The sequence below is a fragment of the Pseudomonas sp. RL_15y_Pfl2_60 genome (genome assembly GCF_963970595.1).
GTDB lineage: Bacteria > Pseudomonadota > Gammaproteobacteria > Pseudomonadales > Pseudomonadaceae > Aquipseudomonas.
Genome location: NZ_CAXAOE010000007.1, coordinates 59,446 through 83,662, shown reverse-complemented (window position 1 = coordinate 83,662; position 24,217 = coordinate 59,446). Strand labels below are relative to the sequence as shown.

Here is a 24,217-nt window from a genome sequence, read left to right as displayed (position 1 = left end):
CCCGCTGTTTATGCTGTCAGTTACCGCGTTTACTGGTGACTCGTTTTAAGCGGTTGCCCTCAAAACGAATGAAATGATACATGCCACTTCGCGGCCCATAGGCCCATTCCTCAATGGCCACTTCGTTGGTGTAGCCGAATGAGTCGACGATTTGTTTATAGCCGAGAAAGTCGCGGCTGACAGGTTCGCCGCACTTATCGAAGACTTCACTGCTCGTGTCATCAGTGGTGACCAAGGCACTGCCGCAGCGCAGGCTGTCAGCCAAGGCCAGGCTGCTGCAACTGAAGACTACAAAGGCTGCCAAAAGATGCTTCACGTGCATTCCTAAGAGGTGGGCTTGGGCTCGATTACTGGCGCTTGCGTTCAATACGCAGCAGGCGGCTGCCTTCGAATGTGAGGATGCTGTTGACGCCGTTACTAGGGCCGTAGACCCATTCCTCGATTTTCATCTCGCGGCGCTCATACGGGCCCAGTGTGTAGCCGATGACATCACGAAACGCCGGTGGACCGCACTTGTCTTCGACCTCGAATGCGCGGTCCCCGGTGCTAATCAGTTGGCTGCCACAGCGCATGGTGTCATCGGCATGGACGACACCCGCGCTGAGTGCAAGCGCCAACAGGACAAAACCTGGCATCAACTTTTCAGTCATTCGCTACCCAGTTGCAGTGGTGTGGCTACACGGCCGTCAGCCTCGGCGCTGCCCAAGCTGACATCAAGCAGATAGATACGCTCATCACTCAAGCCGTTTTGGGCCAGGTAATCCTTGATGCTTGCCGCCCGCTCTTGCGCCAGTTTACGCAGTAACAATTCGCTGGTGCTCCATTGCGCTACAACTGCGTCGCTGAGCATCTTGGTGCGCTGTTCGTCATCCAGTTCGGCCCACTGCGCGGGTGGCTGCTTTTTCAGGCGCGCGCGGTAAATACCTTCGAGCATGGGGCCCTTGATGTCTTCTGGCACCTCAAGCTCGTCGGGATCGGCAGGCACAGTATCGCCGCGCCGCTGGAGCATTTTGTAGTAGGTCGATTGATATTCACGCTGCAGGCGCTGTTCGGCAAGCAACGAGCCGTCAGCGGTTTGCGCGCTCATGCCTTCTACTTCCAGGCGCAAGGCCGGACGTTCGCCGAGGGCCTTGATCAAGGTGTCTAGCGAGCTTTGCGCGGACTTATCGAGTTCGCTGCTGCCTGCGGCAAACTGCACATTGCTCAGGTCAACATCACTGCCGCCGGAAACCAAGCCGCCAATGAACTTGAAGGGCGCTGTTGCTGCGCGAACCACCAGGTTGCGCAGGGTCTGCCAAACGATGGGCATCACACTGAACTGCGGGTTGTTGAGATCGCCCTGCACCGGCAGCGCCAGGGAGATCTTGCCATCGCTGTCTTTGAGCAGTGCCACTGCCAGCTTGATCGGCAGATCCACAGCGCTTGGGCTGTCGACTTTTTCACCCAGCTGCAGTTGCTCTACGACCACGCTGTTTTCGGCATTGAGCTTGCCGTTATTAATCTTGTAATGCAGGTCCAGGTTGAGCCGGCCTTTGCGGATGCGATAACCGGCAAACTTGCCGGAGTAGGGCGTAAGAGTAGTGAGTTCGACGCGCTTGAACTGGGTCGCGATATCGAGGCTGGCCAGCGGATCAAAAGGATTCAGACTGCCTTTGATGCTAACGGGTGCGTATTTGTCGACTTTACCGGCAATATTGATTTTTGCAGGTTTTGGCGCCCGGCTATCGATAGTGCCTATCTGGCCGTTGAGCTGCTGGATCGCGGTGGCGAAGTTGGGCGTCAGGCTAAAGTCGGCAAAGTTGGCTGAGCCATCGGCAATATTGATTGCGCCAATATGGATACCCAGCGGCTTGCCTGCCGGCTCGGCTTTGGCATTGGGGTCAGCAGGCTGCGGGATCACCAGTTCACTGACATTGGTGGTCAGGTCTTCGTTGATCAAAAAGCGCGCGTAAGGGTTGTCCAGGCTGACTTTGTCGATGCTCAGGCTGTCGCCGTGCTGATACTTCACACCGGCAAGGTCAAGGGTCTTCCAGCGTACAAAGTCGCGCTGTTTGATGGTGTCGAGGGTGTGCAACTGGGTCACTTGGGCGTTACCGGTAACGCTCAGCTGCAAGGGGTCGGTGCTGGTCAGCGCTACATTAAGCTGGCTGCCAAGAATACCGCTACGCAGTTCCAGGCGCACAAATGGGTCCATATAGGCTTGCGCCACGCGCAGGTCGATATTGCTGGTGGTGACGTTCAGGTTGGCGGTGGTTGGCGTCAGCTGAACCTTACCTTCTGCCTGGAGCTTGCCTTGCTTGCCTATGCCGGTATCAAGCTTGATATCGAACGGCGTGGTGCCCTGGCTGTTGAAGTTTTTGATATCCAGATTGAGCGGGCCAAGCTCAAGGGCCAGGTCTTTTTCAGGCACCTTGTCGGCCAGATGCACCTGATAGTCGCGCAATTGCACGTCCTTGAGCAGCACAACCCATGGTTTGCTGGCTTCAGGGGTGGCGGCTGCTTTTGTTGCTGGTTGGCTTTCTGGAGTGACTGCAACCGGCTCGTCTTTGCTGGCTTTGTCATTGGCTGCAGGCGCGTCAGCGGCTGGTGCTTCGGCCACGGCTTGTGGTTCTTGCGCCTCGCTTGATGCCGCATCAGAGGGTTTGGCGGTTGGCGCAGCTGCTGGTTTTTCCGGGGCCTTCTTGGGCTCGGGTTGGCTGGCAAAGAGTTTTTGCCAATCGAGTTCGCCATCGGCTTCGCGACTGGCCCAGGTTTCGAGTTTCTGGCTGCGAATCTTGCCGACTACAACTTCCTGTTTTGCCAAGTCGAGGGTTGTATCGCTGACTTCCAGGTTTTCAAGGTTGACCAGGGGACGGCCGTCCGGCGCCTTGATGGCGAAGGGCGATACTTTTAGCTTGATCTTGCTGAGTTTCAGTTCCGTACTTTTGGACAGGTCCAGCTTGTAGTCGCTCGACAGGCTGAGCACGCCTTTTTCAAGATCCAGGGGTACGGCATCGCGCACATAGGGCCAGAAGCCTTGCATCTGTGCGTCGGTGATCTTGATACTGCCAGTCGAAGTGATGGGCACCAGGCTGACTTTTCCGGTCCAGTCGATGCGGCCACGGTGTGGACCAGTGGCCGCGAGGGTCATTGCGGCGTTGTCATCGGGCAGGGTGCTGAGGTTGTTCAGCTCAAGGTTCAGCGCGTCGTATACGAAATTGATCGGCTCGCTTGGGCGCAGATCCTGGAAGTGCAGGTAGCCATCAACCAGCTTAATTTTGTCGATACGCACGGGGAACGGATCGCTAGGCGGCGCTTCAACTTCAGGCTCTGGGCTTTCTGGAAGCTTGAACAATTGCGTCAAGTTCAGCCCGCCCTGCTTGTCGAAAAGAATTTCGCTGTGGGCTTTCACCAGTTCAATGTCTGCCAAGTGCAGCGCTTTGGTCCAGGCGCTATCGGTCTCGACATTGGCATACAGGCGCTCAAAGGCAATGTGTTTGGTTTCACCGGCACCAATGCTCATGCCCCAGAGTTTCAGCTCCAGGCTGAAGGGGTTGAGCTGCATGCGTTCAAGCTTGGCCGGTTGGGTGGCGTACTGCGCCAGCTGCTGATTGATCACGCGCAGGCCGACGCCCGGAATGATCAAAAAGCCCAGCAGGGCATACAGGCCGAGGCCAAAGATAAGGGTGCCAGCGGTGTATTTCAGTCCTTTGTACATAGCTAAGCGTCATCTATCCCGACAAGAAATGCTTTTGAGTATGGCACGCTTGAATGGGTTCAATGAAGTCAGTGTGAGATTGCTCGGTGATGCGCTTCCCTTAAAACTGCAAAATCAGGGTTTTCAGTGGTGGTTGGCCATCATTTGACGGAAAGTCAGCTGCGGGGCTGATTAGCTGCCAGTCACGTACAGGGCGTCCCAGTTTATTTGCACAACGCAGAACTTGCTCGCGCCAGTCGCTAATCGCCACTTTGGCCAGGTTGTTACAGCAGATCAAAACGCCGTCGTCTGCAGTGGCCAAGATCGCAGGCTTTAGCAGGCTTTGGTAATCGCGCAGCAGATCGACTGTGCCGAATGCGCTTTTCGCCCAGGCGGGTGGATCAAGCAAGACCAAGTCGAATTGCTGCGGGGCGAGTCGTGGATAACTGGGTAGTTTTTGTCCGCGGCGCTGGGCAATAGGCAAACCGGCGAGCTGACGGATAGCCGGGAAATAATCCGATTGAATAAACTGCATGGGCAGTAACTGCGGGTTGAGCGCACCATTTTCGCGGCCAACGGCCAGGTTGCCTTCTGCGAAATCGAGATTTGTCACCGCGCTAGCGCCGCCAGCGGCTGCGGCCAAACCGACGCCACAGGTGTAGGCGAAGAGGTTGAGGACGCTTTTACCCGCGCTGTGCTGCTTGACCCAGCCGCGCGCGTTGCGCAGATCGAGGAACAGCAGCGGATCTTGCCCGGCGTGGCGTCCGCGGACCCTATAGTTAAGGCCCCATTCATGACCGATCAGATCCTCTAGTGCTGCGTCTTGCGCCTTATACACCGGGTCCTGGCGGTCTATCCGTGAGTTACCTTTTGAGCGGTCGTTGTAGACCAGCAGCAGGGGTTGGTCGAGAAACGCATTGCATTGATCTGCAAGTTGCAAAAGCGCTTCTGTGGTCAGGCTCTGATGAAAGCTCTGAGCCAACAATTGCGGGCCATAACGGTCGATAGTCAAGCCGCCAGCACCTTCTTGGCTGCCGTGGAACAGGCGATAGCAATCCGTGCCCTGGCCGTGCAGTTGCTCGATTAGCGGTTTACGGTTTGCCAGTGCGGCGCGCAGCGCCAATGTGAGAGCGGACATGCGCGACGACTCAAGAGGGGAAAGTGAGCTAGTTTATCAATAAAAATGCCGGTGCTGAGCGACAGCACCGGCATTTAGGAGGAGGGCGTTACTTAATTGCGCTCAATGGCAAGGGCAACACCTTGGCCGCCACCAATGCACAGGGTGGCCAAGCCTTTTTTGGCATCACGCTTGATCATTTCGTGCAGCAAGGTCACCAACACGCGGCAACCGGATGCACCAATCGGGTGGCCGAGGGCAATGGCGCCACCATTAACGTTGATCTTCTGCGCATCCCAGCCCAGCTCCTTATTAACCGACAAGGCTTGTGCTGCAAAGGCCTCGTTGGCTTCGACAAGGTCGAGATCCTCAATTGCCCAGTTGGCTTTCTCCAGGCAGCGGCGGGTGGCCGAAACGGGGCCTATGCCCATGATCGCCGGATCTACACCAGCGTTGGCATAGCTGGCGATGCGCGCCAGCACAGGCAAGCCCAGCGCCTTGGCTTTGTCTGCACTCATAAGCAGTACTGCTGCAGCGCCATCGTTGAGGCTCGAAGCATTGCCAGCCGTGACCGTGCCGTCCTTTTTGAACGCCGGCTTGAGCTTGCCCAGTGATTCTGCAGTGACCCCGGCGCGTGGGCCTTCATCCTTGGCGAAGGCAATCGGATCGCCCTTGCGCTGCGGGATCATGATCGGGGTGATTTCAGCGTCAAAGCGTCCGGCTTCAGCGGCCGTCACGGCTTTTTGCTGTGAGGAGGCGGCGAAAGCATCCTGCTGCTCACGGCTGATGTCGTATTTTTCGACCAGGTTCTCGGCGGTGATGCCCATGTGATAGTCGTTGAACGCATCCCAAAGACCGTCGGTAATCATGCTGTCGATGATTTTCGCGTGGCCCATGCGCAAGCCGGTGCGTGCGCCTGGCATAACGTATGGCGCCAGGCTCATATTTTCCATGCCGCCTGCAATAATCACATCGGCGTCACCGCAGCGTATTGCCTGCGCGCCCAAGTGCAGGGCTTTTAGACCGGAGCCGCAGACCTTATTCAGAGTCAGCGCCGGCACTGCATTTGGCAGCCCTGCAAGGATCGACGCCTGACGAGCCGGGTTTTGGCCCGAGGCTGCGGTCAACACCTGGCCGAGGATGACTTCATCGACTTCAGCGGGATTCAGCCCGGTTTGTTCAAGCAGGCGGCGAATAACGGCAGCGCCCAACTCAGGCGCTGGAATGCTCGACAGCGCACCTTGAAAACTACCAATGGCGGTACGTGTGGCGGCGACTATTACGACTTCTTGCATGGTGCTGTCCTCATCCTCAAAGGGCGGGCAAGGCTAAGCTTGTCCACCATAATTGCGCGACTAACCCGGGTGTTCGCAGGTGCAAATGGCGGATGATAAGTGCGTCATCCGCTCTACAGTTGTACGTCTGGTCCATATGTTGGCACATCGGCTGGAGTCGCGACCAGCCTTCAGCTTATTTGACAAGCCCCAAGCGGCGGCGCGCGCGATGGATTGAGCCGTTGCGCACGGCCCAGCGCAGCAGGGGCGCAAGTCGGTTGATGCGCAGGCGAATCCAACGGCTGCGACGCTGGCTGACCGTTTGTCCAAGCATGCCCTGCGCCCAGTCCGGCAGCAGGTCGATGCCGCCTTGCATAAATAGCTTTGCGGCGACCCCCGCCAGCCTGCTGGGCGCGGGAGCATTGAGTAAGATTCGCAGAATCTCCAGCGAACGTTTATCGCATAGTAACTGCGGTCGCATGGCTTCGAGGTATTGGGCGATCTCGGTCCGGCTGCGCGGGACCCTGGTTGCACCCAGGCGCTCGGCAATCTGCGCGACTTCGCGGTAGTACTTATCCTGATCCGCCTCCGATAGCCCTGGGTTGCGGTAGCGCAGGTGCGACTGCAGAAAGCTATAGACTTCCGCGACGTGAACCCATGTCAGAAGCTCTGGGTCGCTGGCTGCATAAGGGCGTCCATCGGGGGCAATGCCGGTGACTTGCAAGTGGATGGTTTTGACCCTTTCGATCAACCAGTCTGCATCGGCTTTAGCGCCATAGGTGGTGCCGGAGATGAATAGCCCGGTGCGCCGCAAGCGGCCGAGCAAGTCTTCACGAAAGTTCGAATGATCCCAAACCCCAGCCAGTGCCAACGGGTGCAGCGCCTGCAATAACAGGGCGCTGATACCGCCGACCAGCATGCTGGTGAAGTCGCCATGGACTTGCCAGCTGATTGATTCGGGGCCAAATAGGCCGGGGTCGCCTTTGGGCTTTTCAAAGTCAATTTGCCCCAGCGCGAGACCGCTGAGTGCTAAAACCTGACTTTCTATTTTTCGGCGAATGTATTCCATGGCGCAAGTGTGCGGTTTATGCGCCTGGGCCACAAGATAGGCTGGCAATATGGCGCTTGGCCCCGTTAAAACCCGGCTATAGGTTGTAACGGGGCGTGCGCCTGGGCCTTAACGATTGAGGCGCTTATCGATCAGATCATCGACGACCGATGGATCCGCCAGGGTTGATGTATCGCCCAAGGTATCGAGTTCGTTGCAGGCAATTTTGCGCAGGATCCGCCGCATGATTTTGCCCGAACGGGTTTTCGGCAAGCCGGGGGCCCATTGCATCAATTCCGGTTTGGCAAAACTACCAATTTCCTTGCTGACCAGCGCCAGTAGTTCCTGTTGCAGGGCGTCGCTGACGTCCACCCCGTTCATTGGCGTGACGAAGGCGTAGATGCCCTGGCCCTTGAGGTCATGCGGATAGCCGACGACTGCAGCTTCTGCGACCGCGTCATGCAGCACCAGTGCGCTTTCGATTTCTGCGGTGCCAATGCGGTGGCCGGAGACATTAATCACGTCATCGACCCGTCCGGTGATCCAGTAATAGCCATCTTCGTCACGACGTGCGCCGTCGCCGCTGAAGTAGTAGCCAGGATAGGCGGAGAAATAGGTGTCGATCATGCGCTGGTGATCGCCATAGATACTGCGGATCTGGCTTGGCCAGCTGGCCTTGATCGCCAGAACACCTGCGCCTGCGCCGTCGATCTCCTTGCCTTGCTCATCAAGCAGCACTGGTTGCACGCCAAAGAACGGGCGAGTGGCTGAGCCGGGCTTCAGGTCAGTGGCACCGGGCAGCGGCGTGATCATGATGGCGCCAGTTTCGGTCTGCCACCATGTATCCACAACCGGACAGCGCTTGTCACCGACCACATTGAAATACCATTCCCAGGCTTCCGGGTTGATCGGCTCGCCGACGCTACCGAGCAGCCTCAAACTGCTGCGCGAAGTGCTTTTGACCAGCTCGTTACCTTCACGCATCAGGGCGCGCAGGGCTGTTGGCGCGGTGTAGAAGATATTGACCTGGTGCTTGTCGATCACCTGCCAGAACCGCGAAGCATCCGGGTAGTTCGGCACGCCTTCAAATATCAGGCTGGTTGCCGCATTGGCCAGCGGGCCGTAAACGATATAACTGTGGCCCGTGACCCAGCCAACATCGGCTGTGCACCAGTAAATTTCGTCGGGGTGATAATCAAACACATAGTTGTGGGTCATCGCCGCCTGCAGCAAGTAGCCGCCGGTGGTGTGCAGCACGCCTTTGGGCTTGCCCGTGCTGCCGGAGGTGTAGAGGATGAATAATGGGTCTTCAGCATCCATAGGCTCTGGCGGGCAGTCCGGGCTCGCGTCGTGCATGGCCTCGTGATACCAGATGTCGCGGCCTTTAACCCATTGAACATCGCCTTCAGTGCGCTGGGCGACAACCACCGTCGAGACGTTCGGGCAGCTCTGTAGCGCCTTGTCGACATTGGCCTTGAGCGGCACATATTTCCCGCCGCGAACGCCTTCGTCAGCGGTAATCACAGTGCGGCAGTCTGCATCGAGTATTCGGTCGCGCAGGGCATCGGGGCTGAAGCCACCAAACACCACCGAGTGCACGGCGCCAATCCGTGTACAGGCCAGCATGGCGTAGGCAGCTTCAGGGATCATCGGCATGTAGATACACACCCGATCACCTTTTTCCACGCCGCGGCTTTTCAACACGTTGGCCAGGCGGCAAACATTATGGTGCAGTTTGTTGTAGGTGATATTGGCCGACTCTGCTGGGTTGTCGCCCTCCCAGATCAGTGCAATTCGCTCGCCATGCTCGACAAGGTGGCGGTCTATGCAGTTGAAGCTGACGTTGAGTTTGCCGCCCTTGAACCAGCTTGCATGACCCTTGCGCATGTCGACCTTGTGCACGCTTTGCCAGGGTTCGAACCAGTCGAGGAAAGTCTTGGCCTGCTCAGCCCAGAAGGTTTCAGGCGCATCGATCGATTGCTGGTACAGGCGCAAGTAGTCGTCGTTGTTGATGTGTGCACGCTGGCGGACATCATCGGCAACAGGGTGGCGAGTGATCTCAAACATGGCGGGTTCCTTAATTTTTATATCCGCGACTGTTTTAGGTTAGCACTCCATGGCCTGTGGTTGTCGATGGGGGCCGCGCTTCACGCTAAGTGGTCGCGTCGGCCTGGAATTCTTGCGCTGCTAAGCAAAACCCCGGCAGTTGCCGGGGTTTTGCTGGACATACAAGGCGTTTTCAGCCGCGATGACGTGCGCGGAAGAAATCGATCAAGCCTTGGGTCGAGGCGTCTTCAGCGCCATTTTGCTCGGTGCCAGTCAGGCGTGAGTAAACCCCCTTGCCCAGTTCCTTGCCCAATTCCACACCCCACTGATCGAAGGCATTGATGCCCCAGATGACGCTTTGGGTGAAGACTTTGTGCTCATACAAGGCAACCAGCGCGCCCAGGCGACGTGGGCTTATGCGTTCCAGCACCAATGTGTTGCTGGGGCGATTACCGGGAATCACCTTGTGCGGCGCCAGTTCGGCAATCTTAGCCTCATCCATGCCTTGGTTACGCAGTTCAGCCTGGGCTTCGCTAAAGCTCTTGCCGAGCATCAGCGCCTGGCTTTGCGACAGACAGTTGGCGTACAGCCATTGGTGATGGTCAGCCACAGGGTTGTAGCTGACCACCGGCACGATAAAGTCCGCAGGAATCAGTTGGGTGCCTTGGTGCAGCAGCTGGTGATAGGCATGCTGGCCATTACAGCCGACGCCGCCCCAGATCACCGGGCCAGTCGCGCAGTTCACCGGGCTGCCATCTTGCATCACCGACTTGCCGTTGGATTCCATGTCGAGCTGCTGCAAGTGCTTGGTGATGTTGCGCAAATAGTGGTCGTACGGCAGGATCGCTTGGCTTTGAGCGCCCCAGAAGTTGCCATACCAGACACCGAGCAGCGCCATCAGCACCGGCATGTTCTGTTCAAACGGCGCGGTCTGGAAGTGGCGGTCCATGCTGTAGGCGCCGGACAGTAATTCCTTGAAGTTGGACATGCCGATGGTCATCGCAATCGGCAAGCCAATCGCCGACCACAACGAGTAACGGCCGCCCACCCAATCCCACATCGGGAAGATGTTTTCTTCACGAATACCAAAGGCCACAGCGGCCGAGGTGTTGCTCGACACCGCGATAAAGTGGCGGTAGAGCTCGGCCTCGCTGCCGCCCTGAGCCAGATACCAGGCCCGCGCTGCCTGCGCGTTCTTCAGGGTTTCCAGGGTGCTGAACGATTTTGACGAGACGATAAACAGCGTGGTCTCGGCGCGCAGCTTGGCGGCCAGGTCGTGAAATGAGCTGCCGTCGATATTGGCCAGGTAATGACAACGCACGCCGCGTTGGGCAAAGGGCAGCAAGGCTTCGGAGACAAGTTGCGGGCCGAGGAAGGAGCCGCCGATGCCGATATTGACCACGTCGGTGATTGGCTTGTCGGTGTAACCACGCCACAGACCGTCATGCACGCTGCCGACCAAGGCGGTCATCTTGTTGAGCACCTGCTGGACTTGCGGCATGACATCAACACCCTCGACAAGCACCTTGTCACCTATTGGGCGGCGCAGGGCAGTATGCAGGGCGGGGCGGCCTTCGGAGGCATTAAGGTGTTCACCGCGGAACATGGCATCTATTGCGGCTTGCAGATCAACATCGCGCGCCAGCTTGACCAACAGGTCGCGGGTTTCGGCGGTCATCAGGTTCTTCGAATAGTCGAGGAACAGGCCGCAACCGCTCAGGCTGAAAGTCTCGAAACGCTGCGGGTCGTTAGCGAAGGCTTCGCGCATGCTGAAGTTCTGCAAGCTGGTTCGATGTGCCTGGAGTGCTTGCCAAATGGGCTGGGCAGTAACATCGAGAGGCTGCTGATAATACGGCATATGCGCGGGCTTCCTTTTATGAAGAGTTATAGGTTTGTCCAGGGTTGGCGGTAACAGGTTCATCGCATTTTGCGTTAAACCAAGCCAAGTGCAAATTGCTACGTTACTGCGAGTGCAGACCTTGTTACCAGCAGCATAAGCAGCTTTTAGCTTAGCCTCTTATCGCACGGCTTCGTCTACAGTCTTGCTGTTGATGCGCTGGCTGGCTCATCCATGAGCGGGCTGGGCGTGTTGCGCAGGGGGATTAGCGCATTGGCTAATTACGCAGGCGTGTCGAGATCAACCAATAGGTTGTCGATCAACCGGGTGTTACCAATAAAGGCTGCGACCAATATAACCAGATGACGATCCTCTGCCGTGACCGGACGCAGCGTATTGGCATCGCGTACTTCAAGGTAATCAGGGCGAAAGCCAGCCGCTGCGTGTTGGCTTTGCGCTTGGGCGATCAGCTTTCCAACGTCACGCTCGCCGGCTTTGAGTGCTGCCGCCATCTCTTGCAGCGAGCGGTACAGAACGGTTGCAGCATCACGTTGCTCATCACTCAGGTAACCGTTGCGAGACGACAGCGCCAAGCCATCGGCTGAGCGAACCGTCGGTTCGCCAATAATCTGGATCGGCATGTTCAGGTCGTTGACCAGGGTACGGATAACCGCCAGTTGTTGAAAATCCTTCTGGCCGAAGATCGCCAGGTCAGGCTGGACCATATTGAACAGCTTGCTGACCACGGTCGCTACGCCGTCGAAGTGACCGGGACGACTGGCGCCGCACAGGCCTTCGGAGATGCCGAGCACGCTGACCCGGGTTTGCTCGTTCATACCCTGCGGGTACATTTCTTCAACGCTTGGGGTGAACAGCAGGTTGCAGCCGGCCTTGATCAGTTTTTCCTGATCGGCAGCCAAGGTGCGCGGGTATTTGTCGAGGTCTTCATTGGCGCCAAATTGCAGCGGATTGACGAAGATGCTGGCCACCACGAAATCGCTGAGTTGGGCGGCTTTCTCGACCAGTGTCACATGCCCGGCATGCAGATTGCCCATGGTTGGGACCAGGCTGATGTGTTTACCTTCGGCACGGGCTGCCGCAACAGCAGCGCGTAATTCGCGAACGGTTGTAACCCTGTTCATGCAGAGAATCCATGTTCGGCAGCTGGGAAGCTTTGGTCTTTGACGGCCCTGACGTAGGCGGTCATGGCACCCTGGATGCTATTTTGTCCAACCATGAAGTTCTTCACGAACTTTGGTGTGCGGCCTGTGAGGGAAAGACCAAGCATGTCATGTACAACCAGCACTTGGCCGTCTGTACCACCGCCGGCGCCAATACCAATCACCGGAATATTGACCGCTTGGGTGATCTCAGTCGCCAGTTCGCTCGGTACACACTCAAGTAGCAGCATGGCTGCACCCGCTTGTTCCAAGGCCATGGCGTCAGCGCGCATTTGGCGGGCCTGGGCTTCCTGGCGGCCTTGCACCTTATAGCCGCCCAATACGTTTACAGCTTGTGGGGTCAATCCCAGGTGCGCGCACACCGGGATGCCGCGCTCGGCCAGCAGGCGGATGGGTTCTGCCAGCCAGACCGCTCCTTCGAGCTTGACCATATGCGCGCCAGCTTGCATCAGGCTTGCGGCGTTGTTCATGGTTTGCTCAGTAGTCGCGTATGCCATGAAGGGTAAGTCAGCGACGATAAGCGCGCCTTGGTTACCGCGTTTGACGCTGGCGACGTGGTACGCCATTTCAGCGGTGGTCACAGGCAGTGTGCTGTCGTGTCCTTGTAGAACCATCCCCAGCGAATCGCCAACCAGTAGCACATCCACGCCGGCCTGGCAGGCTGCGTTGGCGAAGGTTGCATCGTAACTGGTCAGCATGGCGATTTTTTCGCCGCTTTGCTTGAGGCTTTGCAGAGTAGTCAGGGTGATATCAGGCATTTAGATTGTCCTCACTCAGGCATTATCAAGCAGATAACTGCTCTAATTTGGCCTGCATTGGCCTCGGTTTGCACCGGTGCTGGGCAACGGGACGCCTATAGTCCTGATGACGAAGCCGTAAGTCAATTGCAGGTGTTACCGTCTTGTTACCGAGGCGCATTGCAATGGCGGGTCTCGATTGGCTATCTGGCCCGTCAATAATGCCTACAGGCCGCAGCATTGCTCGCTATCACGGCTGGTGTTACCTCGGTGACGACAGGTTTGTTCAGGGCAGGCGCTCAAGGCCTTCGAATGGGCACTTGGCAACCAAGGCGGCTAAGGTTCGGCCGTCCGGCAATTGCAGGTCAGGGGCAAGTTCGGCGAGCGGATAAAGGACAAAGGCCCGCGCATGCATGTGATAGTGCGGAACGGTCAGCCGGGGCTCGTTGAGTATTTGCTGGCCGAACAACAGGATGTCCAGATCCAGCGTTCGCGGCCCCCAGCGCTGGTCTTTGCGCTCACGGCCTTGTTCGAGTTCTATCGCTTGCAGCGCGTCCAGTAGCTGCAATGGACTCAGCTGGGTGTCGAGCGCCGCCACCGCATTTAGATAACGCGGCTGGTCTGCGGGGCCTAGTGGGTCGCTGGCGTAGAAGCTTGACTGTGCAACCAGTTGCGTTTGCTCAATCCTGGCGAGCGCCGCCAACGCTGCATTGAGCTGCTGGTGCGGCGTTGCCAGGTTGCTGCCTAGACCAATGTAAACACGTGTCATTAGTCGTTGCTTGGGGCTGGACTGTTGTCGGTCGCCGGGTTGCGCTTGCGGCGCGTGTTGCTCCGACGGCGCTTGCGCGGTGCGCCCGGGGTGTCATCTTTTGCGCTGAGGTCGCGAATCATGTTGCGGCGCTCACTGTCACTGGCGTCTTGGTAGACCGTCCACCAATCGCCGAGGCCATTGGTTTGTTCGCCCGCGCTTTCACGCAGTAGCAAAAAGTCATAGCCGGCACGGAAACGCGGGTTCTCCAGCAGCGCATCGGCGCGCTTTCCGCTGCGGCGTGGCAAGCGTTCCTGCATGTCCCATATTTCACGGATTGGCATGGTGAAGCGCTTGGGAATAGCAATTCGCTGGCATTGCTCGGCAATCAATTCGTGCGCGGCTTCCTGCATGGCAGGAATTGGCGGCATGCCGCGTTCCTGCAAACGCAGCACCCGAGCGGGTAGCGCAGGCCAGAGCAGCGCGGCAAAGATGAATGCCGGGGTTACAGTCTTGCCCTGTTTAATGCGCTGGTCGGTATTGACCAAGGCATTGTGGATCAGGTCGTCGGTGTAGTCCGGGTTTTGCTTGAGTGCGGCAGCGGCGGCCGGGAACAGTTGGCCAAACAGGCCGTAGTCGACCAGCAGTTCGTAGGTGTAGACCGCGTAGCCTGCGAGGAACAACTTCAGCACTTCATCAAACAGGCGCGCTGAAGGGATTTCGTTCAACAGCGGCGCCAGCTTGTAGATGGGGGCAGCGCTGTGTTTCTCGATATCAAAGTCGAGCTTTGCAGCGAAGCGAATCGCCCGCAGCATGCGCACAGGGTCTTCCTGATAGCGTTGGGTCGGGTCACCGATCAGGCGTATCAGGTTGTTGCGGATATCGTGGGCACCGTTGGCGTAATCAAGAATGCGCTCGTTGGATGGATCATAGTACAGCGCATTGATGGTGAAGTCGCGGCGTTGAGCATCGTCTTCAAGATTGCCGTACACGTTGTCGCGCAAAATCCGGCCGCTCTCGTTGCGTGAAGACAGGTTGCTGTTTTCTTCCTCGTCACCCTCAGGGTGGTTGGCGCGGAAGGTCGCAACTTCGATGATCTCGCGACCAAAATGCACATGCACCAGTTTAAAACGTCGCCCGATAACCCGGGCATTACGAAACTCGGCGCGTACTTGCTCAGGTGTGGCGCTGGTTGAGACGTCAAAGTCTTTCGGTTCGACATCAAGCAGCAGGTCGCGAACACAGCCACCCACCAAAAATGCCTGATAACCAGCATTTTGCAGGCGCTCGACGACACTTATCGCGTAGCGGCTGATTTGCCCACGCTGGATAGGGTGTTGGTTGCTATTAAGCACAACAGGAGTGCTGTGCGCATGCTTTGCATTGCGTACAGGGGGGCGTAACGACTTGAACAGCTTTTTCAGCATGGGATGCACTGTATAGCGAAATGGCCGGCCAGTATTAATGTTGGCCGCAGGATTGGCGCGGATTCTAGCATTATGCGGGGATATGGTGTAGGAGGGAGGTGAATCATTGTCGAAGTGCGCAAAGCACTGAGGGAGCCGAAGCTCCCCCTTAAATGGTTACGTGCTTTATTGTTATTATTATTTCGGGCTTGTTGTTTTTGTTCAATTGCCCGTTCCTTTTGGCCTGAAGCCTTAGGAAAACCTCCCAAGTCGGGAGTTAGTAGCAAACGGATTTCTTTGGATGCTGACATTGCGATGATCATTCCTTGATCCAACCAGTTCAGGTGCTGCTTATAAGCAGTTTTGTTGTTCTCTACCTGGTCGCGGGGCAAGCCCCAAAAGCATATCCTCTCCAAAAGAATCAGTTTTCTGCGCCTCCTGTCCTGTTGTTTTTGTTGTACTGGAGTCGTTACGTTTTATTTTTATTATCTTTATTGCTGCTTGTTATTGTTGTTGTGCAATAGATAAAGCATTTGCCGTGCCAGCTTTTGTGATTCCTTTAAAATCAAGGGTTTACGGATATTGGTGGTAGTAGGTAGATACAAAAAAGCCGGGGTGACGTTACCGTAACTCCCGGCTTTTGTTACTAAGTATTGAAACGGTAACAATCGGTGGAACCCATTTGGCTCGCGCCTGTCACCACGCGCAAGGGTTGTTACCCGCTGACCGCGCCAGATTTGCGCCGAGGAATTCCCAGTCGCTGGCGACGCTCCCAAAGGCATTTGCGACTGATGCCCAATTTGCGCGCCAGTTCGGTTTCGGTCATGTGGTCCTGATGTTCAAGGACGAAGTGCTGGAAGTAGTCCTCCAGCGACAGGTCCTCGGTCGGCTCGTGGCTGTTGTTGCTGGTCTGGGCGCTGTTCGACATGCTGCTGTCGAAGTCATCGTCTTCCATATCATCGAGTTCAACATCGATACCCAGTAGCTCGGCGGTGATCAGTGGGCTTTCACACAGGATCACTGCACGCTCAATGGCGTTTTCAAGTTCGCGCACGTTACCGGGCCAGGGGTACTGGCGTATTGCATGCTCGGCATTTGCGGCGAAGTGCAGGTCGTTACGGCCAATTCGCGCTGACTGACGCTGGAGAAATGCCTGGGCAATTTCCAGTACGTCCTTGCCGCGTTCACGCAGGGCTGGAAGCTTGAGCGCGATTACATGCAGGCGATAATAAAGGTCTTCACGGAATTGACCGGTTTTGGCTAGGGTTTTCAAGTCGCGGTGGGTCGCAGCAATCAGGCGGACATCGACTTTTTGTGATTGCACAGAGCCAACCCGGCGAATTTCACCTTCTTGCAACACGCGTAATAGTCGCGCTTGTGCTTCGAGTGGCAACTCGCCAATTTCATCGAGAAACAATGTACCGCCATCCGCGGCTTCAACCAGGCCTGCGCGTGCCGCACTGGCGCCGGTAAAGGCGCCTTTTTCGTGACCAAAAAGCTCGGATTCGATCAAGGTCTCCGGAATTGCAGCGCAGTTGACCGAGATCAGCGGCGCTTTCGCGCGTTTGGACAGATTGTGCAGTGCGCGGGCTACCAGTTCTTTACCGGTTCCCGACTCGCCCTGGACCAGGACGTTGGAGTCTGTCGGTGCGACTTTGCGGATTTTGCTGTAAAGCTCAAGCATTGACGGCGATGAACCGATGATGCCGATTTCGCCGTTGCTGGCGTCTGTTGCCTTGTCGCTGGCCGGTTGCGCGCCGTTGGCGCGTTCAGGTGTCGTGCCCAGATTGCTCTTCAGTGCCTGGTGATCGCGCAAAATGCGGGCAACGGCTTGAAGCATTTCGTCATGGTCGAAGGGTTTGGCAATGTAGTCGACTGCGCCCATCTTCATCGAGTCTACGGCTGAGCGCAGGCTCGCGTAGCTGGTCATGATGAGTACAGGGGTGCCTTCCCCGAGTTTGATCAACTCGGTACCGGGGGCGCCAGGCAAGCGCAAGTCACTGACAATCAAGTCAAAGCTGGGAATACTGAAGCGCTCTTGGGCTTCTTGTACGGATCCGGCTTCGCTGACTTCGTATTGATTGCGCTCAAGCAGGCGGCGCAAGGCAGAGCGGATAATGGTTTCGTCTTCGACGATCAAAATATGAGGCATTAATTCGGTCTCTCGACGGTCTCAGGTCGCTGGTTTAAGTCGCTATTGACGTCGCTTCAACATGCCGCGGCAATGTCACCCTGATTCGGGTGCCTCGTTGCAGTTCGGTATCAGCCGGGCTGTCGATTGTTATTTGTCCATAATGCTCTTCCACGATGGAATAGACCAGCGCAAGGCCGAGTCCGGTTCCACTGCCAGGATCTTTTGTGGTGAAAAATGGTTCGAATAAACGGTCCATTATCGCCTTGGGAATACCGCTCCCTTCGTCCTCGACAATCAGGTCAACGGTATGCTCGAAAGCCTCGCTCTTGACCCGGATAGCAGTATTCGCGGAGGAGGCGTCGCGGGCATTGGACAACAGGTTGATCAAGACCTGCGCCAGTCGTTGGGGGTCGCCCACGACCCAGTGATCGCAATCACACAAATTATAAAAATGTACTTCGACACTTTGCCTGTTTAAAGAGAGCAAACCAATGGCATCTTGCGCCACTTCAGCCAGGCACACCGGCTCATCGGCGTGTTGATGGGAGCCTGAGTGGGCAAAACTCATCAGCGATTGAACAATTCTCGACACCCGCTTGGTTTGCTCAATGATTTGCTGGCTGATTTCGGTCAACTCGCCGTCGTCCTCACGTTCTTCGCGCAGGTTTTGCGCCAGGCAGGCGATGCCGGTGATTGGGTTGCCGATTTCGTGGGCCACGCCGGCGGCGAGCCGGCCAATACTGGCCAAACGTTCGGAATGCACTAGTTTGTCTTCGAGCACCTGGGTGTCGGTCATGTCTTCGAGCAGGATTACCAAGCCGCTGTTGCCGGGGGCCAGGGGCTCAATAATTGCTGCTTTATGCAGGCTGAGCCAGCGGATCATGCCGTCTTCACTCAGGCGATGTTTATGCAGGTGCTGGTCGGGCAGCTCGATGAAGTCCATGAGCAGGCTGCGCCAAGGTTCGCCCAGGGTGCCCAGGCGTGAGCCGACCACACGCTGCGCCGGCACATCGGTGAGCTCCTCCATGGCTTTGTTCCACATTAGGATTTCCTGATCCTTGGCCAGTGAGCACACGCCCATTGGCAGCTCCTGCAGGGTTTGGCGGTGATAGCGGCGTAGCGCATCAAGCTCCGCTGCAAGGCCGGTCAGGCGTGAGTGGTAATCCTCCAGGCGGCTCTCTATAAAATGTATATCTTCGGTCACATAGGCTTCGCTGCCGCTTTTAAAGGGCAAAAAGGTTTCGACTATGTCTTGTGACACGCTGGGGCCCATCAAGCCTGACAGGTTCGCCTCTATACGGTCACGCAGGCGGCGCAATGCGTATGGGCGGCTTTCATCGAACGGCAGGTGCAGGTCGCGCAGGGCCTGTTCGATTTCCCGTTGAGCAGTCTTGGCACCCAGGGGTTTAGCCAGTTGGGTGGCGAACTCTTGTGGTGATGCAGCCAGTAGTTCACGGCGCTGTGGGCGGCGTACGTTATCCACCGCGCAGGCTTGTGCGGCACTTTTTTCCTCTTCACTGGCTTCGCTGAACAATGAAACCAGGGTGAAGACCAGCACGTTGGCGGCGAGTGAGCCGGTTGCGGCAAGATGCCAGCTGCTGTCGTTGAGCACATACACCATCTCGACCACAGGCAGGTAGATGTTCTGCAGGTTGCCGAGCAATGGCATCAGCATGCTGACGGCCCAGACGGCGATGCCTGCAAGGAGCCCGGCGATAAAACCGCGTCGATTGGCCGTTGGCCAGTACAGAACCGACAGCACCCCCGGAAGAAACTGCAGGGTGGCGACAAAGGCCACTATGCCCAGATTGGCGAGGTCTTGCTCGGCGCGCAGCAGGGCGTAGAAACCGTAGCCAGCCATGATGATCAAGACGATCAGGGCGCGTCGGGTCCACTTCAGCCAACGGTAGATATTGCCTTCAGCCGGGGGCTGGTACAGCGGTAACACCACGTGGTTGAGCAGCATGCCCGAGAGCGCCAGCGTGGTGACGATGATCAGCCCGCTGGAGGCTGATAATCCACCGACATAGGCAATCAGTACCAGTGTCGGGCTATTGACCGCCATGCCCAGGCCAAGGGTGAAGTATTCGGGATTGGTGGTCGCGCCGAGTTTGAGTCCTGCCCAGAGAATCAGCGGCACGGCCAGGCTCATCAACAGTAGAAACAGCGGTAGGCCCCAGCTGGCACTGACCATTGCCCGCGGGTTGATATTCTCGGTGAAGGTCATGTGGTACATGTGCGGCATGACGATCGCAGAGGCGAAAAACACCAGCAGCAAGGTGCGCCAAGGGCCTTCCTGAAGCGGTGTATGCAGGCTGGTAAGGGCCGCCTGGTTTTGTACCAGCCATTGTTCTAGATCATGGGGGCCGTTAAACACCCCATAAAGTGCATAGAGGCCGATGGCGCTGATCGACACCAGCTTGACCACCGATTCAAACGCAATGGCGAAAACCAGGCCTTCGTGTTTTTCTCGCGTTGCAATGTGGCGTGCGCCAAAGAGGATGGTAAACAGGATGATCAGCACGCAAAAACTGATCGCAACCCGTGCCTGCATGGGCTCGTGCGTAAGGATGCTGATGGTGTCTGCGACTGACTGAATCTGTAGGGCGAGCAGGGGTAAGACCCCAATAAACATGAAAACGGTGGTCAACGCGCCGGCCCATGTGCTGCGGAACCGAAAGGCAAACAAGTCAGCAAGCGAGGAAAGCTGGTAAGTCCGGGTGATGCGTAATATCGGGTAAAGCAGCACCGGCGCTAGCAGGAAGGCGCCCGAAACCCCCAAGTAACTGGCGAGAAAACCATAGCCATATTGGTAGGCCAGGCCGACTGTGCCGTAGAACGCCCAAGCACTGGCGTACACACCCAGTGAAAGGGTGTAGGTCAGCGGGTGGCGGATGACTTTACGCGGGATCAGCCCGTGTTCACTGGCCCAGGCCACGCCAAACAGCATGAGCAGGTAAGCGGCGCTGATGAGTATCAGTTCGCCAAGACTAAAGCTCATCGGCATCTCGTTGACTCTGCAGAATAAATGTCACCACGATCAGAATCAGCCAAAGCAGATAAGGTCGGTACCAGGCACCGTTGGGGTCAATCCACCAATCCATGATGGCCGGGGAAAACAGGTAAATTCCCACCACCAGAATCAGCACGAGTCGATAGATATACATGCCGCATCTCTTTTCGTGAGTATGCCGATGTTACCGGATGCGTGAGCGGCTGCGTAGTTTGCGAATGCCTGGTTGTTAACATGCCTGATGCGAAGAGCTCAGCCCTGAGATAGCTTGAACGGTATCTTTAAACTGCAATGGCCATGAGCCAGTCTTGGGTTTCGACTCAAGTTACCGGTTTTAGACCTTATTTTGTGCGTATGATCAATGACAGATGCGCGGCTGCGCGATTCTGGTGCTTCAATGGTTGGCCCAGGGGTCGAACACCCACGGAGTAGGGGCCTGGCATAAGTTTTGCGCAGCGTGTTTATCGCTCAGGCTAGCAGGAGGCCCGCTGTGTCGATCCATATCGCATTACATCACGTTACCCATTACCGGTATGACCGGGCCGTTAATCTGGGCCCGCAGATTGTGCGGTTACGTCCCGCGCCGCATAGCCGCACCCGGGTGCTGTCTTATGCGCTGAACGTCGAGCCTGGCGAGCACTTTATCAACTGGCAGCAAGATCCGCAGGGTAACTACCTGGCGCGCTTGGTGTTTCCGGAGAAAACCCGAGAGCTGAAAGTTGAAGTGGATCTGGTCGCGGAGATGGCGGTCTTCAACCCGTTCGACTTCTTTCTGGAGCCCTACGCGGAAAAAATCCCGTTCAACTACACCGCAAGCGAGCAGCGTGAGCTGGCGCCGTATTTGGTGACCTTGCCGAGCACTCCGCTATTCGATAAATACCTGGCGGGCATTTCCCGCGAGCCATTGCCGAGCATCGATTTTCTGGTGGCGATCAACCAGCGCCTGGCGGATGACATCAAGTACCTGATCCGCATGGAACCAGGGGTGCAGACACCCGAGCAAACCCTGAAAAACGCTTCGGGTTCATGCCGCGACACCGCCTGGCTGATGGTGCAGTTGTTGCGCCAGTTGGGCCTGGCTGCGCGCTTTGCTTCAGGCTATTTGGTTCAGCTGACGGCGGATGTGAAGTCGTTGGACGGGCCGTCGGGTACGGATGTCGATTTCACGGACCTGCACGCCTGGTGCGAGGTTTACTTGCCGGGAGCAGGCTGGATTGGCCTGGACCCTACCAGTGGCTTATTTGCTGGCGAAGGTCACATTCCGCTGGCCTGCAGCCCCGAGCCTTCATCGGCTGCGCCAATCAGCGGCGGGGTTGATGAATGCGAGTGCGAGTTCTCCCACGAAATGCGCGTCGAGCGTATCTGGCAGGCGCCACGTGTCACCAAGCCCTATAGCGAAGCGCAATGGCTGGCGATTAACAGCCTGGGCAAACAGATAGACTCTGAACTCAAAGACGCTGATGTGCGCTTGACCATGGGCGGTGAGCCGACGTTCGTGGCGCTTGATTACCCTGATGATGCCGAGTGGAATACCGCGGCGCTGGGGCCGAACAAGCGGCTGTTGGCAGCGGATTTGTTTCACCGTTTGCGCGAGCATTACGCGCCCAATGCGCTGGTTCATTTTGGCCAAGGCAAGTGGTATCCGGGCGAGCAGTTGCCGCGTTGGTCGTTGAATTGCTACTGGCGGCGTGATGGTCAGCCAATTTGGCGCGATGCCAAGCTGTATGCCGACGAACACAGTGATTACGGTGCCGATGAAGCCCTGGCCGCCACATTCTTGAATACACTTGCCGGGCGTTTGGGAGTATCTGCGCAGCACCGTTTCCCCGCCTATGAAGATGGCTTTTATTACCTCTGGCGCGAACGCAAACTACCCAGCAACGTGACCCCGGACGATCCGCGCCTGGCCGATCCGCTGGATCGCGCGCGCCTGCGTAAAGTCTTTGAGCAAGGGTTGGACAAGGTTATCGGCCATGTCTTGCCCTTGGCGCGCAACGCCGCTGAAACTGAATGGCTGACTGGTAGCTGGCAATTGCGTGATGAACATTGCAGGCTGATCCCAGGCGACTCTCCGTTGGGTTACCGCTTACCGCTGGAATCGCAGCCTTGGGTCAGCAAAGCTGATTATCCCTACGTAAACCCGGTCGATCCTTCGCAGCAGATGGCGCCGCTACCTCCGACAGCGCAGCTCCAAAGTCAGTTACGTGGTGTTTGGCAAGGCAGTCAAAAGACAACAACAAAGCCTGCGCCGCTGCACACATCGGCTCAAGATGTTGTGCGTACGGCGCTGTGTGCTGAGCCTCGCGAAGGGCGCTTGTATCTGTTTATGCCGCCCTTGGCGCGCCTGGAAGACTATTTGGAGCTGGTTGCCGCCATTGAGGCCACCGCCGCCGAACTGGATTGCCCAGTGCTGCTTGAGGGGTACGAACCGCCAAATGATGTGCGCTTGCAGTTTTTCAGGGTGACCCCTGACCCGGGGGTGATTGAGGTCAATATTCATCCGTCTGCGAGTTGGGATGAATTAGTCGAACGCACCGAGTTTCTTTACGAAACCGCCCGGCAGTGCCGCCTCAGTAGCGAAAAGTTCATGATTGATGGTCGCCACACCGGTACCGGTGGCGGTAACCATTTTGTGCTCGGTGGGGCAACGCCAGCGGATTCACCATTTTTACGGCGGCCAGATTTGCTACGCAGCTTGATCAGCTATTGGCACAATCATCCGTCGCTTTCGTATTTGTTTTCAGGGCTGTTCATTGGCCCGACCTCGCAAGCGCCGCGTGTGGACGAAGCGCGTAACGATGCGCTTTATGAGCTGGAAGTGGCCTTTGCGCAAATGCCTGAACCGGGCAAGGAGTGTGCGCCGTGGCTGGTCGATCGCTTGCTGCGCAATTTGCTGGTCGACGTTACCGGTAATACGCACCGTGCCGAGTTCTGTATCGATAAACTCTATTCGCCAGATTCAGCCTCGGGACGGCTTGGTCTGCTTGAATTGCGCGCCTTTGAAATGCCGCCACATGCGCAAATGAGCCTGGCTCAGCAGCTCTTGCTGCGTGCGCTGATCGCACGTTTCTGGAAACAGCCCTATCAACCCGCAAGGCTGGTGCGCTGGGGCACCGAACTGCATGATCGGTTTATGCTCGCGCATTATGTCGAGCAAGACTTCAATGATGTCCTGCAGGAGTTAAGCGCCGAGGGTTACAAGTTTCGCGCCGAGTGGTTTGCGCCGCACTTCGAGTTCCGCTTCCCGAAAGCCGGTGACTTTAATGTCAAAGGCATCGACCTGGAGTTGCGTCAGGCGCTTGAGCCTTGGCATGTGCTTGGCGAAGAGGGCACGGCAGGCGGCACTGTGCGCTATGTCGATTCATCCCTCGAGCGCATGCAGATCAAGGTGCGCGGCATGGCTCCGGATCGCTATGTGATTACCTGCAATGGCGTACCGGTACCGCTGCATTCGACGGGCAAGGTGGGTGAGTTTGTTGCGGGCGTTCGTTATCGGGCCTGGCAGCCCGCCAATTGCCTGCAACCCAACATTGGCGTGCATGCGCCGCTGGTGCTTGATGTGCTGGATACCTGGATGAATCGCTCGCTGGGTGGCTGCCAATACCACGTTGCGCATCCGGGTGGACGTAATTATGAAACCTTGCCGGTTAATGCTTATGAGGCTGAAAGCAGGCGTTTGGCCCGTTTCTTCAGGCTCGGCCATAGCCCAGGTAAGCGTGCGCCAATCGCGCCGATTGCAAACAATGAATTGCCGATGACCCTCGATTTGCGTCTGAGTCCTACAAGTCGCAAAGACTAAACTTTAGTTTGATGGCGCGTTATCCGTGCGCAATCCCCCGGTTCAGCAATCATGAGCCGGGTAATTGCGCGAGCGGATCTTTTGGGTTCAGCCTCTATTCGCTGTTAAGCGGGGCTGGTTCGCGGTGCATTTATGCACAAGCCTAAAAAATAACCACGTGCAAATGCTAAAGTTCGCGCATGTAAATGACTGTCTGAGATT

At 57.0% G+C, this 24,217-nt stretch carries 16 protein-coding genes; 1 reads left to right on the top strand and 15 read right to left on the bottom strand.

From position 1 onward, the window contains the following. Positions 1-16: 16 nt before the first annotated feature. From AACY26_RS18650 to AACY26_RS18580, 15 genes are all read right to left on the bottom strand, one after another. Positions 17-322 carry a DUF2845 domain-containing protein gene (locus AACY26_RS18650; RefSeq protein ID WP_339516231.1) on the bottom strand — a complete coding sequence of 102 codons (306 nt, stop codon included), beginning with the start codon at positions 320-322 and terminating at the stop codon, positions 17-19. Between the two features lie 25 nt (positions 323-347). Continuing rightward, a complete protein-coding gene (locus AACY26_RS18645) occupies positions 348-635 on the bottom strand; it encodes a DUF2845 domain-containing protein (protein ID WP_339516636.1) in 288 nt (95 codons plus the stop codon). 11 nt (positions 636-646) lie between these two features. Beyond that, complete coding sequence (locus AACY26_RS18640) at positions 647-3,697, bottom strand: DUF748 domain-containing protein (RefSeq protein ID WP_339516229.1); 3,051 nt, start codon at positions 3,695-3,697, stop codon at positions 647-649. Positions 3,698-3,797: 100 nt separating this feature from the next. Next, on the bottom strand, positions 3,798-4,814 hold the full coding sequence (locus AACY26_RS18635) for a class I SAM-dependent rRNA methyltransferase (RefSeq protein WP_339516228.1): 1,017 nt from the start codon (positions 4,812-4,814) through the stop codon (positions 3,798-3,800). Positions 4,815-4,906: 92 nt separating this feature from the next. Next, positions 4,907-6,088 (bottom strand): acetyl-CoA C-acetyltransferase, encoded by a 1,182-nt coding sequence (locus AACY26_RS18630; RefSeq protein ID WP_339516227.1) that lies wholly within the window; start codon positions 6,086-6,088, stop codon positions 4,907-4,909. Between the two features lie 175 nt (positions 6,089-6,263). Continuing rightward, positions 6,264-7,136 carry an oxygenase MpaB family protein gene (locus AACY26_RS18625; protein ID WP_339516225.1) on the bottom strand — a complete coding sequence of 291 codons (873 nt, stop codon included), beginning with the start codon at positions 7,134-7,136 and terminating at the stop codon, positions 6,264-6,266. A 108-nt stretch (positions 7,137-7,244) separates the two neighbouring features. Continuing rightward, the gene (gene acs, locus AACY26_RS18620) at positions 7,245-9,182 is read right to left on the bottom strand and encodes an acetate--CoA ligase (protein WP_339516223.1); all 1,938 of its coding nucleotides are present in this window, start codon (positions 9,180-9,182) and stop codon (positions 7,245-7,247) included. Between the two features lie 172 nt (positions 9,183-9,354). Further along, positions 9,355-11,019: a glucose-6-phosphate isomerase gene (gene pgi, locus AACY26_RS18615; protein ID WP_339516221.1), complete on the bottom strand. Its 1,665-nt coding sequence runs from the start codon at positions 11,017-11,019 to the stop codon at positions 9,355-9,357. A gap of 260 nt (positions 11,020-11,279) precedes the next feature. Further along, a complete protein-coding gene (gene panC, locus AACY26_RS18610; protein WP_339516219.1) occupies positions 11,280-12,140 on the bottom strand; it encodes a pantoate--beta-alanine ligase in 861 nt (286 codons plus the stop codon). Beyond that, positions 12,137-12,937, bottom strand: a complete 801-nt coding sequence (gene panB, locus AACY26_RS18605) for a 3-methyl-2-oxobutanoate hydroxymethyltransferase (RefSeq protein WP_339516218.1) — start codon at positions 12,935-12,937, stop codon at positions 12,137-12,139. Before panB ends, panC begins: the two co-directional genes overlap by 4 nt. A gap of 265 nt (positions 12,938-13,202) precedes the next feature. Next, positions 13,203-13,685 (bottom strand): 2-amino-4-hydroxy-6-hydroxymethyldihydropteridine diphosphokinase, encoded by a 483-nt coding sequence (gene folK, locus AACY26_RS18600; RefSeq protein WP_339516216.1) that lies wholly within the window; start codon positions 13,683-13,685, stop codon positions 13,203-13,205. Continuing rightward, positions 13,685-15,091: a polynucleotide adenylyltransferase PcnB gene (locus AACY26_RS18595; protein ID WP_339516214.1), complete on the bottom strand. Its 1,407-nt coding sequence runs from the start codon at positions 15,089-15,091 to the stop codon at positions 13,685-13,687. Before AACY26_RS18595 ends, folK begins: the two co-directional genes overlap by 1 nt. 694 nt (positions 15,092-15,785) lie before the next feature. Then, the gene (locus tag AACY26_RS18590; RefSeq protein WP_339516212.1) at positions 15,786-17,222 is read right to left on the bottom strand and encodes a sigma-54-dependent transcriptional regulator; all 1,437 of its coding nucleotides are present in this window, start codon (positions 17,220-17,222) and stop codon (positions 15,786-15,788) included. 34 nt (positions 17,223-17,256) lie between these two features. Next, positions 17,257-20,211, bottom strand: a complete 2,955-nt coding sequence (locus AACY26_RS18585) for a sensor histidine kinase (protein WP_339516210.1) — start codon at positions 20,209-20,211, stop codon at positions 17,257-17,259. After that, positions 20,195-20,371 carry a hypothetical protein gene (locus AACY26_RS18580; RefSeq protein ID WP_003244646.1) on the bottom strand — a complete coding sequence of 59 codons (177 nt, stop codon included), beginning with the start codon at positions 20,369-20,371 and terminating at the stop codon, positions 20,195-20,197. The genes AACY26_RS18585 and AACY26_RS18580 overlap by 17 nt, the downstream gene beginning before the upstream one ends. 336 nt (positions 20,372-20,707) lie before the next feature. Here AACY26_RS18580 and AACY26_RS18575 point away from each other — a divergent pair, with 336 nt between their 5' ends. Then, on the top strand, positions 20,708-24,016 hold the full coding sequence (locus AACY26_RS18575) for a transglutaminase family protein (RefSeq protein WP_339516208.1): 3,309 nt from the start codon (positions 20,708-20,710) through the stop codon (positions 24,014-24,016). Positions 24,017-24,217 lie beyond the last annotated feature (201 nt).